14 protein-coding genes and 1 pseudogene are annotated in these 14,328 nt (G+C 71.1%); 5 read left to right on the forward strand and 10 right to left on the reverse strand.

Annotated elements, in window-relative coordinates; genetic code table 11:
* Positions 1–69: 69 nt before the first annotated feature.
* Entirely contained in the window at positions 70–1,059 is a 990-nt protein-coding gene (locus tag ACFSKW_RS02260; RefSeq protein ID WP_379568551.1) for a hypothetical protein, read from the reverse strand.
* Entirely contained in the window at positions 1,056–1,184 is a 129-nt protein-coding gene (locus tag ACFSKW_RS02265; protein ID WP_379568553.1) for a hypothetical protein, read from the reverse strand. The genes ACFSKW_RS02260 and ACFSKW_RS02265 overlap by 4 nt, the downstream gene beginning before the upstream one ends.
* 134 nt (positions 1,185–1,318) lie before the next feature.
* Here ACFSKW_RS02265 and ACFSKW_RS02270 point away from each other — a divergent pair, with 134 nt between their 5' ends.
* Positions 1,319–2,272, forward strand: coding sequence for a GntR family transcriptional regulator (locus ACFSKW_RS02270; protein ID WP_379568555.1), 954 nt, complete (start codon positions 1,319–1,321; stop codon positions 2,270–2,272).
* 24 nt (positions 2,273–2,296) lie between these two features.
* On the opposite strand, the gene ACFSKW_RS02275 is transcribed toward ACFSKW_RS02270, so the two are convergent.
* The 3 genes and pseudogenes from ACFSKW_RS02275 to ACFSKW_RS02285 form a co-directional block, all read right to left on the reverse strand.
* Positions 2,297–2,725, reverse strand: a complete 429-nt coding sequence (locus ACFSKW_RS02275; RefSeq protein WP_379568557.1) for a cation:proton antiporter — start codon at positions 2,723–2,725, stop codon at positions 2,297–2,299.
* A gap of 290 nt (positions 2,726–3,015) precedes the next feature.
* Positions 3,016–3,162: pseudogene (locus ACFSKW_RS02280) on the reverse strand (cation:proton antiporter domain-containing protein); the annotation flags it as partial.
* Positions 3,163–3,544: 382 nt separating this feature from the next.
* Positions 3,545–3,928, reverse strand: coding sequence for a hypothetical protein (locus tag ACFSKW_RS02285; protein WP_379568558.1), 384 nt, complete (start codon positions 3,926–3,928; stop codon positions 3,545–3,547).
* Between the two features lie 111 nt (positions 3,929–4,039).
* Here ACFSKW_RS02285 and ACFSKW_RS02290 point away from each other — a divergent pair, with 111 nt between their 5' ends.
* Both ACFSKW_RS02290 and ACFSKW_RS02295 read left to right on the forward strand, forming a co-directional pair.
* On the forward strand, positions 4,040–5,134 hold the full coding sequence (locus tag ACFSKW_RS02290; RefSeq protein WP_379568560.1) for a WD40/YVTN/BNR-like repeat-containing protein: 1,095 nt from the start codon (positions 4,040–4,042) through the stop codon (positions 5,132–5,134).
* Positions 5,135–5,137: 3 nt separating this feature from the next.
* A complete protein-coding gene (locus ACFSKW_RS02295; protein ID WP_379568562.1) occupies positions 5,138–5,443 on the forward strand; it encodes a ubiquitin family protein in 306 nt (101 codons plus the stop codon).
* A gap of 12 nt (positions 5,444–5,455) precedes the next feature.
* Here the strand turns inward: ACFSKW_RS02295 and galE are convergent, their stop codons facing one another.
* Positions 5,456–6,433, reverse strand: coding sequence for a UDP-glucose 4-epimerase GalE (gene galE, locus ACFSKW_RS02300; RefSeq protein WP_379568564.1), 978 nt, complete (start codon positions 6,431–6,433; stop codon positions 5,456–5,458).
* On the reverse strand, positions 6,430–7,152 hold the full coding sequence (gene thyX / locus ACFSKW_RS02305) for an FAD-dependent thymidylate synthase (RefSeq protein WP_379568566.1): 723 nt from the start codon (positions 7,150–7,152) through the stop codon (positions 6,430–6,432). Before thyX ends, galE begins: the two co-directional genes overlap by 4 nt.
* A gap of 104 nt (positions 7,153–7,256) precedes the next feature.
* Between thyX and ACFSKW_RS02310 the strand changes: the two genes are divergently transcribed.
* The gene (locus tag ACFSKW_RS02310; RefSeq protein ID WP_379568568.1) at positions 7,257–8,024 is read left to right on the forward strand and encodes an AAA family ATPase; all 768 of its coding nucleotides are present in this window, start codon (positions 7,257–7,259) and stop codon (positions 8,022–8,024) included.
* A gap of 24 nt (positions 8,025–8,048) precedes the next feature.
* Here the strand turns inward: ACFSKW_RS02310 and ACFSKW_RS02315 are convergent, their stop codons facing one another.
* The 3 genes from ACFSKW_RS02315 to ACFSKW_RS02325 form a co-directional block, all read right to left on the reverse strand.
* A complete protein-coding gene (locus ACFSKW_RS02315; RefSeq protein WP_379568570.1) occupies positions 8,049–9,194 on the reverse strand; it encodes an amidohydrolase family protein in 1,146 nt (381 codons plus the stop codon).
* A 236-nt stretch (positions 9,195–9,430) separates the two neighbouring features.
* Positions 9,431–11,572, reverse strand: a complete 2,142-nt coding sequence (locus ACFSKW_RS02320; protein WP_379568572.1) for an anthranilate synthase component I — start codon at positions 11,570–11,572, stop codon at positions 9,431–9,433.
* Between the two features lie 213 nt (positions 11,573–11,785).
* Positions 11,786–12,553, reverse strand: coding sequence for an SGNH/GDSL hydrolase family protein (locus tag ACFSKW_RS02325; protein ID WP_379568574.1), 768 nt, complete (start codon positions 12,551–12,553; stop codon positions 11,786–11,788).
* A 148-nt stretch (positions 12,554–12,701) separates the two neighbouring features.
* Between ACFSKW_RS02325 and ACFSKW_RS02330 the strand changes: the two genes are divergently transcribed.
* Complete coding sequence (locus ACFSKW_RS02330; RefSeq protein ID WP_379568576.1) at positions 12,702–14,273, forward strand: CocE/NonD family hydrolase; 1,572 nt, start codon at positions 12,702–12,704, stop codon at positions 14,271–14,273.
* Positions 14,274–14,328 lie beyond the last annotated feature (55 nt).

The following is a 14,328-nucleotide window of genomic DNA, read 5'->3' on the forward strand; positions in this document are numbered from 1 at the left end:
CGGGAACGTGGTGCGCGGCGAGCTCGGCCAGCTGTCCTGCCTGCTCTGGTTCCTACTCCAACGAGGTGGTCAGCCGCCGGCACTGCGCCCCTCGCTGCGGCGGGCCACTGAGACGGCCTGAGCCGCCCACAGCGCTGTCACGACAACCGACACCGCGAGCGCGGTCCACGTGGCCGCGTCGGGATGGACCAGCGACTGACCACGCAGCGCCTGCCATGCCGTGATGGCGAACAGCGCGGTGTAGCCCAGGATGACGACCCCGATCAGCTGGGCGCGCACGCGTTCGCCGCGCAGCCAGCCGATCCTGGCCGCGAGGGCGGTGAGAGCCAGCACCGCGAGCACGAACACCTGGATGGAGTGCAACCCGATGAAGTGCGGAACGCGCAGGTCGCCACCCACGGTGCTCCAGTTCGTGATCGGCATGCCGCCGCCGTCCGGTGCGCCCACCCCGTGCTGGCCCACCAGGGAGACCGGGTTCCCGTAGGCGTCCTCGACCGTCCGGGGTTCGGTCGCGGCCCACCCGACCCAGAAGGAGGCCAACGCCATGCCGAGGACGGCCAGCCCGATCCCGGCACGCAGGGCCCAGGTGAGCGCCGCGTCACCGACCCGCTGGAACAGCAGCATGATCGTGATGATCAGGCTCACCCCGAACAACCCGATCACGCCTGAGGAGAAGACCTGCTGACCGATCTGGTTGAACGGATCGGTGTTGGTGTTGAAGTGGCTGTAGGTGCCGCGGGCGGCCTGTACCGCGATGAAACCGACGTCGACCAGCCCGGCGACGGCGAAGGCCGTTCCGAGGGTCCACATCGTGCGCCGTGCCCGGCGAAGCTTCGGCAACAGCCATGCGAGCGTCGCGCCGTAGATGACGAACGACACTCCGAACTTCAACGGCTTCGCCCAGATCGACTGCCGCATGAGCTCACGACCGTCCACGAGGAGACCGAAGCCCGCGACGACGACGAGCACGCACATGCCCGCCACCATGACCATCAACGGTCGGTGCCACAACCGGACCTCGGCGAACGAGATGGACGAGGCGTCCCCCAACCGGCTCACACGGACTCCGATCCCGCGCCGTCCATGCCGATGGAGGCTGTGCCGAGCATCACGGGAGCAAGCCACCACGCGGTGGTGCCAGGAAGAAGCCGACGCAGGTCTGCGTACGGTGTATTCAGTGTCATGCGTACATCGTAGTCAGAACGCGAATAACAACAAGAAGATTCGCTGTTCATCCTGACAAAGTGCACTAGTACGGCAGAAATTGAACTAGTACACTTACCGGCGACATACGACACCGAAGGAATCGGGGCTCCCCATGCCGTCGTCAACCCAACGGCCGGATCCGCCATACCGGCGGATCGTCGCGGACTTCCATGCCCGGATTCTGACCGGCGACCTGCGGCCAGGCGATCGCATGCCCTCCATTCGGCAGATCGCCCAGCGATGGGGCGTCGCGGTCGCGACCGCGACCAGAGCGATGGCGGTCCTCCGCGACGAGGGGCTGGTCGAGGCGAAGGTCGGTTCCGGCACGGTGGTCAGCGCGCGCGCGGGTCACAGGCAGCAGGTCAGCCCGGCCACGTCATCGAGCCCGCGACAGGCCGGCGCCCCCAAGCGCGCGCTGAACCAGAGGCACGTTCTCGGCACCGCCATCGAGATCGCCGACACCGAGGGGCTCGACGCCGTGTCCATGCGGCGACTCGCGGCCGAACTCGGCGTCGGCCCGATGTCGCTGTACCGGCACGTGGCCAACAAGGACGAACTGGTGACGCAGATGGTCGACGAGGTCTTCGGCGGCCCAGAGCTCCCCACCCCTGGGCCGGAGGGGTGGCGAGCCAAACTTGAACTGATCTCCCGCCTGCAATGGGAGCTGGGGCGGCGGCACCTCTGGCTGTCCAGGGCCGTCTCGTTCACCCGCCCGTTGCTCGTCCCCAACATGATGGCCCACACCGAGTGGACCCTGCGCGCGCTCGACGGGCTCGGGCTGCCCATGACGACACGGATTCGAGAGGCGCTCACCCTGCACGCCCTGGTCGTCACCGTCGCCCTGTCCATGGCCGACGAACGCGAAGCCGAGCAGGAGACCGGCGTGACGCTCACCGGGTGGTTTCTCGCCCAGCGGGAACGGGCCGACGAACTCCTCGGCAGCGGACGATTCCCCCTGCTGGCCACGGTTCCCGCGGAAACGGTGTCGGACCTGGACGGGCTGTTCGAGTACCGCCTCGCCCGCCATCTCGACGGCTTCGCCGCCATGCTGGAGGAACAGTCCTGAACGCTGTCACGTGGCCCGCCGCCGTCAGAGGATCTGCTGCTCTTCCAGGTCGAGCCTGCGTTGCAGGGCCTGCAGCGCCTCGTCGCCGATCTCGCCCCGCTGCCACAGGCGCACGGCCTCCTCGCGCTCCAGCCGCAGCAGCTCCCTGCGGGCCTCGGCGTAGCTGGCCGCGGCGCTGACCGCTCCCTCGACCAGCTCCGGCAGGTGCTCGTCGTCCGCCCCCGGGCCCAGCACCGCGTGCGCCTTGCGGGCCCGCTCCTCCAGATCCCTGCGCAGGCGCTGCTCCACCTCGGCCGGCAGCGCGCCCTTCGCCGCCATCTGGTCCAGGCGTATCAGGGCCAGCCGGGCCGTGGTGTGCTCGGCCGTCGCCTGCTCCAGCGAGGGCAGGTCGTCGTCCATGCCCGCGATGCGCAGCCGGCGGCTGACCCACGGCAGGGTCAGCCCCTGCAACACCAGCGTCGCCGGGATCGCGGGCGCGGATGCGGGGGAAGAGCAGGCGGGGCAGGTACGTGGTCGGGAACACCCCCACGATGCGCACGACGACCAGCGTCAAGGTCACCGCACCGGCGTACAGCGCGAGCTCGGCGGCCGAGTAGCCGTGCAACCCCGCCAGGATGTGCCGCAGTTGCGGACCGATGAGCGCGAACACGACGCACTGCAACAGGTACGCGATCATGGCCGTAGGAGAAGGCGCCGGTGACCACCGCCGCGATGGCGATGCGGTAGGCCACCAGGGCGGTGGCGTCGTTGAGCAGGCTCTCCCCTTCGAGGAGCGTGACCACCCGGCGAGGCAGCCCCACCCGGTTCGCGATCGCCGCCGCCGCCAGCGCGTCCGGCGGCGCCACGATCGCGCCCAGCACGAACCCTGCCTCCAGCGGCAGCCCTGGCACCAGCGCGTGCGCGGCGTAGCCGACCGCTGGTAATGGGGCAGACCCGGCACCAGGCTGACCACGATCCCAGCGATCACCAGCGCGATCGGCGGCGGCACCCCCAGCCGCCTGGCCAATGCCGACACCACCGTGGCACCGACCACGAGGGCCAGCACGAGTGCCATCATGTCCCCCGACCTGCCCTTCCTCACCTCCGTGACATCAGTGTGTCAGCACGGGGGCCGCGGCCCGCACGCCGGATCTCGCCGGTGGGCTCCGAGCTGTGGCGGCTCGCGCCCCTCGCCGGCGGGCCTGCGGGGCTGCGCGGCTCACGCCTGTCGCCTGTCTGTCCGGGCGCCTGTGGTGAGGGGCGCGGATCCTTCGCGTGGAGGGGCCGCCCGCCTCAGGCGTACCAGTCTCCGCCGATCTCCCTGATCTGCCTGCCGTTCCGGGGCACGGACACGCCTACCGTGAGGACCTGCCAGATCGACTGAGGGTTGTCGAGCAGGCTGAACACGTAGAAGGCGCCGCCGTCCTCGGTGCGGAAGCCGTACGCCTGGGCGGCGCTGCGGAAGCCGGCGTAGATGCCCTTGGAGATCAAGTCGCGATCCTTGATCGTCGCGTTGTGCCTGCCCACCCAGGACGCCACGGCCTTCCTGGCGCCGGCGACGGTGAGCCGGGCGCCCGCCGAGGAGGGCGACGGCGAGGTCATCGGGGTCACCGGGGTGGTCGTGGGGGCAACCGCCCGCGGCGACGCCGTCCGCTGGGCGACGAAGACGCCGGGCACGAGCCCGCCCTACCGGTGCGGAGAGGCGACGCACGACGCAAATCCGGCAGTCCAGGGAAGTTGTCGGTACCGCGTGACACGATGGCCAGCAAGCCAACATGGGAGACCAGCATGAGCGACGTACTACTCGCCGTCGGCACCCGCAAGGGGCTCTTCCTCGCCCGGTCCAGCGGCGCAGGCTCGTTCGACGTCGAGCCGATCCAGTTCTCCACTGTCGCGGTCCACTCGGTCGCGATCGACGCCAGGGGCGAGCGGCCGCGGCTGCTGGCCGGCATCGAGTACGGCCATTTCGGCCCCTCCGTGATGTACTCCGATGATCTCGGCAAGAGCTGGAAAGAGGCGGAGAAACCGCCCATCGCCTTCCCCGAGTCCACCGGTGCCACGCTGGAGAAGGTCTGGCAGCTGCTGCCCTCGCCGTCCGAGCCCGACGTGGTCTGGGCCGGCGTCGAGCCCGGCGCGCTGTTCCGCTCGGAGGACGGCGGCATCACCTACTCCCTGGTCGAGGGGCTGTGGGAGCACCCGCACCGGGCACAGTGGCAGCCGGGAGGCGGCGGCCTGTGCCTGCACACGATCCTCGCCCATCCCACCGACCCGAAGGTCATGGGCGTGGCGATCTCGTCGGGCGGCTTCTACCGCACGAGCGACGGCGGCCAGTCGTGGGAGGCGGCCAACCAGGGCATCAGGGCGCCGTTCCTGCCGGAGGGCCAGCAGTATCCCGAGTTCGGGCAGTGCGTGCACAAGGTGAGCCTGCATCCGGCCAGGCCCGAGCGGCTGTTCCTGCAGCACCACTTCGGCGTCTACCGCAGCGACGACTTCGGCGGGTCCTGGACCGACATCGGCTCCTCGCTGCCGTCCGACTTCGGCTTCCCCGTCGTCGTCCACCCCGGCAGGCCTGACACGCTCTACGTTCTGCCGCTGCACGCGGACATGGACCGCACCCCCGTCGGCCACCGCTACCGGGTCTTCCGCAGCGACGACGCGGGAGCGACGTGGCAGTCTCACGGCGAGGGGCTGCCCCAAGTCCCGGTCTACGCCTCGGTGCTGCGCGACGCGATGACGGCCACCGCCCTCGACGGCGGCAGGGCGGGCGTCTTCTTCGGCACCCGCGACGGCTCGGTCTACGGCTCGCACGACGACGGCGAGACCTGGGCCGCGGTGGCCGACCACCTGCCCGACGTCCTGACGGTGCGGGCGGCGGTGCTCTAGAGCATGGCCAAGCCCGCCATGCTCGTCGTCTTCGTGCTGCCCAGCGCGCTACGCCACTGGGTGAGCGGCCAGGCCGAGGTCAAGGTCTTCGCGGTCGGCCCCGACCACGACACGCCGCCCACCCTCGGCTCGGCCCTCGACACGCTGCGCCGTACCCACCCCTCGCTCGAGGAGCGGTTACGCGACGACTACGGCCGGATCAAGAGCCACATCAGCATGTTCGTCTGCGGTGAGAACACCCAGGGGCTCGGAGGGCTCGACTACGCCCTTCCGCCGGGTGCGGAGGTCTACGTCATGACCGCCATCTGAGCCCCTGCGCGGCTAGCCCAGCATCTCCTCGCGCAGCCGCGCCCACTGCAGCGAGTGCGCGATGCCCTCGGCGACGCTGTGCCTGGCCTCCCAGTCGAGCAGTCGTCTGGCCAGGTCGGTGCGGGTGTAGGCGCCGGCGACGTCACCGGGCCTGGGGCCGGTCTCGACGACCTCGATGGGCCGGTCGGCCACCTCGTTGAACGCGGCCGCCAGTTCGCGCACGGTGGTGCCGGTCCCCGTGCCGAGGTTGATGACGTCCTCGGTGAAGGTGTCGAACCGTTCGAGGGCGGCGACGTGCGCGGTGGCCAGGTCCCACACGTGGATGTAGTCGCGGATGCCCGAGCCGTCGCGGGTCGGCCACGCGGTGCCGGTGATCTGGAACGGCGTGCCCTCCTCCCACGCCTCGATCATCTTGCCGAGCGCGTGGCTGGGCCTGCGCAGCTGCAGTCCCGTGCGCATCTTCGGGTCGGCCCCGATCGGGTTGAAGTAGCGCAGCGACAGGATCCTGATCGGCTGGGTGGCCGAGATGTCGGCGAACATCGCCTCGCACACGGCCTTGGTGCGGGCGTAGGGGCTCTGCGGGGCCAGGCCCGAGCTCTCGTCGACGGTGAAGTCGGCGCCCGTCTCGTAGATCGACGCGGACGAGCTGAAGATCATCTTCTGGCAGCCGTTGCGCAGCAGGTGGGAGACGAAGTCGAGGCTCTTGGCGACGTTGGCCCGGTAGTAGCCGACGGGATCGGCGACCGAGTCGGGCACGACGATGAGCGCCGCGCAGTGGACGACGGCCTCGATGTCGGGGTGCTCGGCGAAGACGCGGTCGACGAGCGCGCCGTCGGCGATGTCGCCCTCGTAGAAGGCGCGTCCCTTGGCGAACTCGCCGCGCCCGGTGACGAGGTTGTCGAGGATGACGGGGGTGATGCCCGCGTCGAGGCAGGCGGAGGCGACGGTGCTGCCGATGTATCCGGCCCCGCCGGAGATGAGGACCTTCACGGGGCGACCCGCCCGTTGGCCACGAACGCGGCGTGGGTGAGCGGCATCAGTTCCGCCCACGCGGCCTCCATCTTCTCCGCGACCATCTCGATCTCCCGCTGCGGGAAGGAGGGGACCTTGGCCTGCTCGTTCTTGGTGCGCAGCGACAGGAAGTGCATGAGCGAGCGGGCGTTGCAGGTGGCGTACATCGTGGAGAACAGGCCGACGGGCAGCACCGCGCGGGCGACCTCGCGGGCGACGCCCGCCTCCAGCATCTCCTGGTAGGCGGCGTAGGACTGCCGGTAGGCGCCCTCCATGGCCTCGGTGACCAGCTTGTGCTGCTCGGGCGTGCCGTCGACGAAGACGTAACGGCCCGGCTTGCCCTCCTGGACGAGCTTGCGCTGCTCGCCTGGCACGTAGAAGACGGGCTCGAGCTCGCGGTAGCGGCCGCTCTCCTCGTTGTAGGACCAGCCGACCCTGTGCCGCATGAACTCGCGGAAGACCAGGATCGGGGCGCTGACGAAGAACGTCATCGAGTTGTGCTCGAACGGGCTGCCGTGCCGGTCGCGCATCAGGTAGTTGATCAGCCCCTTGGACCGCTCAGGGTCCTTGTTGACCTCTTCGAGTGACTGCTCGCCCGCCGTCGACACTCTGGCCGCCCAGAGCACGTCGGTGTCGGACGCGCTGTGCTTGACGAGTTCGACCGTCACGTCGTTCAGGAAACGCGGCTCGTCGCTCACTTTGGTGGATCCCCCTTGCGCTCACCGTTCTGGCCGCCCGCCATCGTACGCCTCTCGTGCCTGCTGGAAGGTACGGCGCCGGCGGGTTGGCTAGTCTCTCGGGCGTGAACGTGCTGTGGATCGGGGGGCCACCGGGGTCGGGCAAGTCGACGGTGGCCAGGCGGCTGGCGCGGCGTCACGGCCTGCGCCTGTACGCCTCCGACACCCGCACGTGGGCCCACAGGGACAGGGCCGTCGCGGCCGGCCTTCCCGGGGCGCTGCGGGGCGAGTCGCTGACTCCCGCGCAGCGGGCCGCCCTTCCCGTCGAGGAGCAGCTGGCGATGTGGCTGCACGAGGAACGGGGCCCGATGACGGTCGACGACGTGCGCGAGCTGCCGTCGTCGCCGTTGACCGTGGTCGAGGGGACGCAGGTGGTCCCGGCGATGCTGCCGCCCGGCGGCAGGGCGGTGTGGCTGGTACCGCCCACGGAGGTGCTGCGGGAGCGGCTGACGGCCAGACACGGGCCCGGCGAGGTGCCCGGGCTCTACCTGCCGCTGGGCGAGCTGATCGCGGCCGAGGTGGCGCGGGCGGGCGTGGCCGTCATCACCGCCGAGGACGCCTTCGACGAGGTCGAGCGGTTCTTCGCCGCCGATCTGGCCAGGGGGCCGCTGGCGGAGGGCAGGCAGGAGCGCTGGCGGCTGCTGCGCGAGGCCAACGCGGCGGTCGCCGAGCAGTACCGCGCGTTCCTGGCCAAGCCGTGGAACACCACCGAGTCCGCCGCGGTGGCGCGGCCCTTCCTCTGCGAGTGCAGCGACAGCGAGTGCGACGCGTCGCTGTCGCTGGCGATCGACGACCTCCCGCCCACTCCCCTGCTGGCGGCCGACCACCGCTAGCCGCGGCCGAGGTCTCGGCCGGGCTCAGAGGCGGTAGACGCGCCGGGCGTTGCCCGAGCCGATCATGTGGGCGATGCGGGCGGCGTCGGCGGCCGTCCACTCCCCCGACCCGATCCTCGCGGCCAGCACCTCCGCCATTCCCCGCCTGAAATAGAGGGCACCGATGTGGCAGGTCTCGGCCGCGCCGTAGCAGTCGGAACTGAACAGCTGCTTGTGGAACGGCACGAGCTCCAGCAGCTCGCCGAGCACCCCGGCCGACCCCGCGGCGGTGTGGGTGAGGGCCAGGCCGACGTCGACGTAGACGTGGGGGAACACCCCTGACAGGTAGGCGGCCTGCCGGTGGTAGGGGTAGCAGTGCAGCAGGACGACGGGGACGCCGAGCGGTTGCAGGGCTCTGATGAAGCCGGTCATCTGGGCGGGGTCGGCACGCGACAGGTCGAGGTCGGCGTCGCCGTACCCGGTGTGGAACTGGATCGGCAGGCCGCGCTCGCGGGCGACGTCGACGGCCGTCCACAGCAGGTGGCGCAGCAGGATGGGGTCGACGAGGCTCTCCTTGGGGTCGGACAGCCTGCGGTTGGCCGCGGCGATGACCGAGCCGCGGCTGGGCCTGGAGGGGTCGAAGTCGAGGCCGCACCGGTAGGCGATGATCGACTTGAGGCCGACGGCGCGGGCCGCCCTGGCGACGAGCTCCTCGGCGAGGCTGTCCATGTAGTCGACGGCGACGCCCGCGGTCTCGGCGATGTCCTGCTCGATCTGCTCCAGGCGGACGATCTCGTCGGCCGCAGCGCCGCCGTGGCGGCCCATCTCGGCCGCCGACAGCAGGTCGGGCGCCTCGAGGCCGGTGTCGACGAGGAAGGCGACCACCCCTGCGGCCCTCAGCAGCCGCCTGTTGACCTCGGCCGCGCCGAGCTCCTCCCGCCTGGCCAGGTAGACCGCGGGGGCGACGTGCGGGTCGAGGCCGAGCACGGGCGCGCACCAGCGGCGGATGGCCGCCCCGAGCGGGGTGTCGAAGTGGGTGGTGCCGGGCGGGGCCGGCAGGCGCGACTCGCTGATGAGCAGCTCGAACTGGGCACGGCTGAGGTCGTCGCGGCGCACCCCGTGGCAGTGGTGGTCGACGAGCGGGGCGAGCAGGGCTTCACGCACGGCGTCCGGGAGGGCTACGGGGAGCATGCGCCCGACTCTAGAGCGTGATCGCGCCGCCCACCGGGACTTTGCCGACAGCGAAGATCTCCGACGTGGAAGTCTCCGTCGGGCAGGGCCGATCTTTCCCTGCTCTTGATCGAGAAGCCCGTCGGAGCGGGACCGAAGCCGGGGCGGGTCCGCCGGCGCATCAGACCACGAGGCCGGCGACGGGCCGATCACGCGGCGGGGACCCCGGCGGGCGCGGCCGCCGGGGTCCCCGCAGGTCAGGACCTTCGGGCCAGCCGGAGGACGTTGGCGATGATCTTCGCACCCGCCGCGCCCTCGGCCGTCAGGATCGACTCGGGGTGGAACTGGACGGCGAAGCGCCGGTTGGCCACGTCCTCGATCGCCATCACGTTGCCGTCGGGTGTGAGCGCGGTGGCGGTGAACCCGACCACGCCTGGCCGCTTGGCGTGCAGCGAGTGGTAGCGGGCCGCGACGAACTCGGCCGGCAGCCCTTCGAGCAGGGCGCTGTCGCCGAGCCTGGAGACGTGGCCGCGCTTGCCGTGCTCGGGGTAGTCGAGCAGTTCGAGCGTGCCGCCCGCCTGCTCGACCATGGCCTGCAGGCCGAGGCAGACGCCGAAGACCGGCAGGCCCCTGCCGTACACCTCGTCGATGAGGGCGGACATGCCGAAGTCGGACGGCCATCCCGGCCCGGGGGACAGGACCACCAGGTCGGGGGCGATCCTGTCGATCATCCCCGCGGGGAAGCCGTGGCGCAGGGTGACGACGTCGGCCCCCTCCTGGCGGAAGTAGTCGGCCAGGGTGTTGACGAAGGAGTCCTCGTGGTCGACGAGCAGGACCTTCATCCCCTGTCCCGGCTGCTCCCGCACCGGCGCCTGCGCCACCGAGGACGGCTGGTTGACCGCGGCCAGGGCGCCGAGCAGGGCGCTGGCCTTGAGCTCGGTCTCGCGCTCCTCGGACTCGGGGTCGGAGTCGAACAGCAGGGTCGCCCCTGCCCTGACGGTGGCCACGCCGTGCTTGATCTGGGCGGTGCGCAGGGTCAGGCCGGTGTTCATGGAGCCGTCGAAGCCGATGAAGCCGATCGCTCCGCCGTACCACCTGCGGGTGGTGGCCTCGTGGTCCTCGATGAACTGCATCGCCCACGTCTTGGGCGCACCGGTGACGGTGACGGCCCACATGTGGGTGAGGAAGGCGTCGAGGGCGTCGAACTCGGGGCGCAGGCGGCCCTCGATGTGGTCGACGGTGTGGATCAGACGGGAGTAGAGCTCGATCTGGCGGCGGCCGATCACCTGCACGCTGCCGGGGACGCAGATGCGCGACTTGTCGTTGCGGTCGACGTCGGTGCACATCGTCAGCTCCGACTCCTCCTTGACGCTGGACAGGAGGGTGCGGATGGCCTCGGCGTCCTCGACGGGGTTGGAGCCGCGGGCGATGGTGCCGGAGATGGGGCAGGTCTCGACCCTGTCGCCGTTGACGCGGACGTACATCTCGGGCGAGGCGCCGACCAGGTGCTCGCCGTCGCCGAGGTTGATGATGAACTCGTACGGGGCGGGGTTGGAGTGGCGCAGGCTGCGGTAGAAGGCCGACGGGTCGGTGCAGGTGGCGTGGAAGACCTGGCCGGGCACGACCTCGAACAGGTCGCCGCGCTTGAACCTCTCCTTGGCCGCCGCCACGACCGTCGCGTAGGCGCCCTTCTCCGGGTCCTTCGGGATCTCGGTGGGGACGACCTGCGGGAAGCTCTCGCCGGTGCGCTCCAGACCCCTGGTGGAGACGCCGTCCACGGTGAACTCGTAGCGGTACTCCACGCACGTCTCGCGCTGGCGGTCGATGACGACGATCCTGTCGGGCAGGTGGAGGACCAGGTCGCGCTGGTCGGCCGGGCGTTCCAGTTCGTGGCGGATCGGCTCGAACTGGAAGGCGAGGTCGTAGCCGAACGCGCCGTACAGGCCCAGGTGCGGGTCCTCCCCCTTGAAGGCGGCGATGACCTCGCGGATGGCGGTGAACACTGTGGGGCGGCGGCTGCGCATCTCCTCGGGCAGCACCTCGCCGGGGTCGGCGCCCGGCTCGGCGATGTGCACCTCGACGTGGGTGTCGGTCGGCGGGGAGACGGGTTTGCCCGCCGCCAGCAGGCAGGAGGCCAGCGCGGGGAGCACGACCCTGCCGCGCTCGTTGAGCGCGCGCGCCGCGATCGTGCGGCCCCTGGCCACGAGCTCGATGCAAGGATCGACGTAGCCGAACGCCCATCGGCTGTAGCGACCCGGGTAGTCCATGCCGGAGGAGAACGCGCCGCCGCGCCGCTCGCCCAGCGCGGTCACGATCTCCTCGAGGGCCGCCTCGGGCACCTCACGTACCTCACGCTCGACGCTGACGCCACCAGCGGTGGTATATCCGCTCGTCTCCACTCAAAGCCCCTTGCTAGCTCATGAGCCCCGGGGGCGGAGACGCGAAAGGCCGCCTTCCGGGGCGGCCGTCCGTTGAGGAATGCGAATCTCGCGCCGCCTAGGAGCGGCGCCACCACTGAAGCTGCAAGCGGATTCGCATGCCGCAAGCGTAGCCGCCGCATCGGAGATCATGCAACGCGACACTCTGGCGCGCCGCCCCGGGAAAGCCGCCGGTCAGGATGCCGTGTCCAGCGGGGCCAGCTGGGGTCGCTTCGGGTCGACGCCGTCGCCCGAGGAGCGCCCGTGGATGCGCCTGCTGATCCAGGGGCCGAGGAACTGCCTGGCCCAGCGCAGGTCGTCCTTGCGGGCGTCCGTCCACTGCGGCGGCAGCAGCGGCGGGTACGGCTCGCGCCAGTCCTCGGCGACCGTCAGCCCGATCACCTCGGCGGCGTGCAGCGCCACCCTGCGGTGGCCGTCGGGCGACAGGTGCAGCCTGTCCTCGTTCCATGCCCGCCTGTCGCGCAGCACCGCCATCGGCCACATGTCGACCAGGAAGGCGTCGTGGCGGCGGGCGATGTCGTGGATGTGCAGGTTGAAGATCTCGATCTTGCTGTGCGCCAGCCGCATGACCGGCACCTGGCGCAGGTCGAAGCCGGTGAACAGCATCACCTTGGCTCCCGCCGCCTTCAGCGTCGCCACGCCCTCCTCCAGCCTGGCCGCGACCACCTCGGGCCCGCCGCCCGGGCGCAGGATGTCGTTGCCTCCCGCGCACAGCGACACGAGGTCGGGGCGGAGCGCGACGGCCTGCGGCACCTGGTCGCCGACGATCTCGTCGATCAGACGGCCGCGGACGGCCAGGTTGGCGTACCGCAGGCCGGGCTGTTCGGCCTCGATGTGCTCGGCCAGCCGGTCTGCCCATCCCCTGTACCCCACGTCGGCGGGGTCCTCAAGCCCTTCGGTGAAGCTGTCCCCCAAAGCGACATACGAAGTGATTCGTCCCATGACCGGATAGTTTGCCAAGCGGCGATCACCTTACGCGACCGTAGCCGGCGGGTCCGGGACGACTGTCACAAAGGGGGCCGCGACGCAGGTCATGTTCGTGACAGGGGTCACGTTGTCCTGACTCGGTGTCGTCTGTTACTGGTAAGTAATGCGAGTTCGAGCTCACAGGGACCTGCCCGTCCCCATGACCGACGGGGTGACGCTGCTCGCCGACAGGTACGAGCCGATCGGAGCGGACCGGGCGCCGGTGATCCTGATCCGCTCGCCGTACGGCAGGCGCGGGCTGTTCGGGCTCGCCTACGGTCGCGGGTTCGCCCGGCACGGCTTCCAGGTCGTGATCCAGAGCTGCAGGGGCGGGTTCGGCTCCGGCGGGATGCTCGACCCGCTCGGCGACGAGCACGACGACGGCATGGCGACCGTCGAGTGGATGCGCCGCCAGGAGTGGTATCCGGGGACGTTCGCGATGCACGGGCCCTCCTACCTCGGCTACACACAATGGGCGATCGCGCCCTACGTCGGGCCCGAGCTGAAGGCGATGGCCACGCAGATCACCGCCTCCCAGTTCAGGGACGCCGCCTACGTGGGCGGGGCGTTCGCGCTGGAGTCGGCCCTGAGCTGGACCACGCTGACCAACGGCATGTCGCGCAGGTTCGGCGGCGCCTCGGTGTGGACCGCGCCGCGGATGACCAGAAGGGCGGTGCTGTCGGGGCGGCCCGTGGCCGAGCTCGACCTGGTCTCGGCCGGGCAGGCGCTGCCGTTCTACCGGGACCTCCTCGCGCATCACGCCGACCCGGCCGTCCCGTACTGGGACAGACGGGACTTCTCGGCGGCGGTCGGGGAGGTGGAGGCGGCGGTCACCATGCTGGGCGGCTGGTACGACGTGTTCCTGCCGTGGCAGCTGCGCGACTATCTGGCGATGCGGGCGGCCGGGCGGCGGCCGTACCTGACGATCGGGCCGTGGTGGCACATCGACGTCAGGCACGGGCCGGCGACCAGGGCCGAGGCGCTCGCCTGGTTCAAGGCGCACCTGCTGGGCGACCCGTCGGGGCTGCGGGACTCGCCCGTGCGGCTGTTCGTGACGGGAGCGAAGCAGTGGCGTGACTACCCCGACTGGCCGGTGCCGGGCATGCGCGCCCGGCGGTGGCACCTGCAGCGCGCGTTCGGCCTCGGGCCCGAGGGTCCGCTGGAGTCCGCGCCCGACGGCTACCGCTACCACCCCGACCATCCGACGCCCGTGCTGGGCGGCCCCGTCCTGCTGGCCGACTCCAGGCCGCGCGACCAGCGCAGGCTGGAGGCGCGCAGGGACGTGCTCGTCTACACCTCGCCGGTCCTGCGCGAGGACACCGAGGCGATCGGGCCGGTGTCGGCCGAGCTGTACGTCAGGTCGAGCACGCCGCACGTCGACGTGGTGGTGCGGGTGTGCGACGTCCATCCCGACGGGCGGTCGATGAACGTCTGCGAGGGCGTGCGGCGGCCGGCGCCCGGCGGCTCCGGCGAGATCAGGAAGGTGACGGTGGACCTGTGGCCGATCGCGCACCGGTTCGCCAGGGGGCACCGGATCAGGGTGCACGTGGCGAGCGGCGCCTACCCGACGATCGCCCGCAACCCCGGCACGGGCGACCCGCTGGGGCTCGACGGGCCCATGGTGCCCGCCGACGTGGAGGTCTTCCACGATCCCGAGCGCCCTTCCGCTCTCCTCCTGCCGCTCGTGAGCGCCTGAGTCAGGCGCGGGCCCCTTCCCGCGACCGCGCCGGGGACGGGTCCGGTCGGTAGAG

This window comes from Nonomuraea mangrovi (assembly GCF_042681425.1).
GTDB classification, from domain to species: Bacteria; Actinomycetota; Actinomycetes; order Streptosporangiales; family Streptosporangiaceae; genus Nonomuraea; species Nonomuraea mangrovi.

Excerpts from the sequence above, each read along its gene's own strand:
- ACFSKW_RS02325 (WP_379568574.1), bottom strand. The coding sequence starts at position 12,553 with ATGGGACGAATCACTTCGTATGTCGCTTTGGGGGACAGCTTCACCGAA.
- ACFSKW_RS02270 (WP_379568555.1), top strand. The coding sequence starts at position 1,319 with ATGCCGTCGTCAACCCAACGGCCGGATCCGCCATACCGGCGGATCGTC.
- ACFSKW_RS02295 (WP_379568562.1), top strand. The coding sequence starts at position 5,138 with ATGGCCAAGCCCGCCATGCTCGTCGTCTTCGTGCTGCCCAGCGCGCTA.
- ACFSKW_RS02265 (WP_379568553.1), bottom strand. The coding sequence starts at position 1,184 with ATGACACTGAATACACCGTACGCAGACCTGCGTCGGCTTCTTCCTGGC.
- ACFSKW_RS02315 (WP_379568570.1), bottom strand. The coding sequence starts at position 9,194 with ATGCTCCCCGTAGCCCTCCCGGACGCCGTGCGTGAAGCCCTGCTCGCC.
- ACFSKW_RS02330 (WP_379568576.1), top strand. The coding sequence starts at position 12,702 with ATGCGAGTTCGAGCTCACAGGGACCTGCCCGTCCCCATGACCGACGGG.
- ACFSKW_RS02290 (WP_379568560.1), top strand. The coding sequence starts at position 4,040 with ATGAGCGACGTACTACTCGCCGTCGGCACCCGCAAGGGGCTCTTCCTC.